The following is a 2,042-nucleotide window of genomic DNA, read 5'->3' on the forward strand; positions in this document are numbered from 1 at the left end:
GTCGCCTCGAACTGCTTGGAGCTGGCGTACTGGATGTCGATCCCGGTCTGCTCCTCGAAAGCCTTGATGTTCTGGTTGAACTTGACCTCGTCGGCATCGGCGAAAGCGCCAAAGGCCGTGACGACCGTTCCCTTGTACTTGCCGGCGAGCGCATCCGTCAGTTCCTGCGGCATGGCCGGATCGGCATGAGCGGGCGCCGCAAGTGCCGAAGCGGCCAGCAGGGCGCTGAAAACGAGAGTTCTGGGTGAAGCCGACATTGTATCCCTCCCTTGATCGTCGCCTCGATGGCCGCCTGAAAGCAGGCACAGCGAAGGGTTCCGGCTCCATAGGCAAGCCGGCCCAGACATCGACGAGTGCGACGTGGCGTGGTGTGGGAGGCGATGATCCTGTTTGCACCGCGCACGCGATACAACTGGATGGTTTCCATCTCCGTCCCGAGTGGCTATATACCCTCGATGTCCATCGATGGTCAACGCAAAATGTCTATCGATGGACAAAAGTGGATGCCGTGGCGAAATAGGTTGGAGTGGTGATGTCGACGATCAAAACCGTGGCCGAGCGCGCCGGCGTTTCCCTTAAAACGGTGTCGCGCGTGTTCAGTGCTCCGGACACGGTGTCGGAGGCGATGCGCACGCGCGTTCTGCAGGCTGCCGCGGAACTCGACTTCATTCCCGACCGACGCGCCCAGGCCATGCGCTCCGGACGCTCGGGCGTGATAGGCCTTCTGACCGATGTCGCGGCGTCGACGCCGTGTTCCATCGATATCGTGCGAGGCGTCGAGGAAGCGCTGGCCGAGCGAGACATGTCGTTGCTGATCGGCAGCATGGAAAATCGGGCGGAAAGCTCCGATTCCATTTTGCGCAGCTTTCGCGCGGTTCGCGTCGAGGGGGTCATCTACGCGGCGACCTATCACCGCGAAATCCATGACTTCGCGCCGCTTCGGCTGCCGAGCGTCATGGTCAACTGCTTTTCGCACAGTCGCGATCTGCCGACCGTCATCCCCGATGAGGAAGGGGGCGGTTTCAGCGTCGGCGTTCATCTCATCGGCCTTGGCCATCGCCGGATCGCCTACCTGACGCTGTCGCCCAACATCGAGGCGACGCAACTGCGCCTTGCCGGGTTGCGCCGCGCACTGCGGCAGGCGGGAATTGACGAGCCCCAAAATCTCGCGGTGCCCGGCCAGTCGCGCGCCGGCGCTTTCGACCGCGAGGAGGCATTTGTTGCGGCGCGCCGCCTGCTCGATCGTCCCGATCGGCCGACGGCCGTCTTCTGCGGCAACGACGAGATGGCGATGCAAGTCTATCACGCCGCCGACGAACTTAGCCTGGCCATCCCGCGCGATCTCTCAGTCGTCGGCTTTGATGACCATCGGCTGTTTTCCGAGGGCCTGCGGCCGGCCTTGACCACAGTCGCGCTACCCTACGTGCGGATGGGCAACGTCGCTGTCGGTATGCTTCTCGATGGAAAGACGGAACTACCGGCACCGGAAAGAAGGTTGATAGAAGGACCGTTGATCGTTCGACAGTCGACAGGTTCGCCGCCAAAAATGGATGTCGCAACGTAACCGCCTTACCAGTCTAGCCTCCAGGGGATACCTTCCGCGACCGTCAAGTCGCGCCGCGCGAGGAGTGGCTGCGACTTCCCGTGCCAAGCCAGCGGCAACGGTCGCGGCCATCGAGGCGCTGCGGCGAAGTTTACGGTGCGCCGCAGACACCGCCTGCGATAGTGATGTACTCCGACGCTTCCTGATCGGGTTCTGCACCCAGCCAGTCATTCCCCGCAACCCAACCCGAAAGCGCATCCAGCCCTTTGACCTGACCGTCTACAAGCGGCTCACTATCATTAAGCGCAGCTTCTGCCGCCTTAACGACTGGCGACCCATTGCGATCGGATACGACAAACCAGCAGCAACTTCGCTTCCGCCGGATACCTAGCCGCGATCGTCATCGATCGTGTCCCAGGGCGTGGTGTAGCAGGGTAGCGGTGGTCACCAGTGTTTTCCGGTAGGGTCGGGTTGTTCAAGACCAACCTGAAGGACACCA

2 protein-coding genes are annotated in these 2,042 nt (G+C 62.1%); one reads left to right on the plus strand and one right to left on the minus strand.

Features of this window, described 5'->3' with window-relative positions; translation table 11 throughout:
- Nucleotides 1-257: hypothetical protein (locus tag H512_RS27500; protein WP_036793053.1), on the minus strand; the 257-nt coding region annotated here is incomplete at its 3' end.
- A gap of 275 nt (nucleotides 258-532) precedes the next feature.
- On the opposite strand from H512_RS27500, the gene H512_RS0119990 reads away from it, so the two are divergent.
- Nucleotides 533-1,564, plus strand: a complete 1,032-nt coding sequence (locus H512_RS0119990) for a LacI family DNA-binding transcriptional regulator (RefSeq protein WP_026784905.1) — start codon at nucleotides 533-535, stop codon at nucleotides 1,562-1,564.
- Nucleotides 1,565-2,042: the final 478 nt, after the last annotated feature.

This window comes from Pleomorphomonas koreensis DSM 23070 (assembly GCF_000425185.1).
Classification (GTDB): domain Bacteria; phylum Pseudomonadota; class Alphaproteobacteria; order Rhizobiales; family Pleomorphomonadaceae; genus Pleomorphomonas; species Pleomorphomonas koreensis.

Excerpts from the sequence above, each read along its gene's own strand:
- H512_RS0119990 (WP_026784905.1), top strand. The coding sequence starts at position 533 with ATGTCGACGATCAAAACCGTGGCCGAGCGCGCCGGCGTTTCCCTTAAA.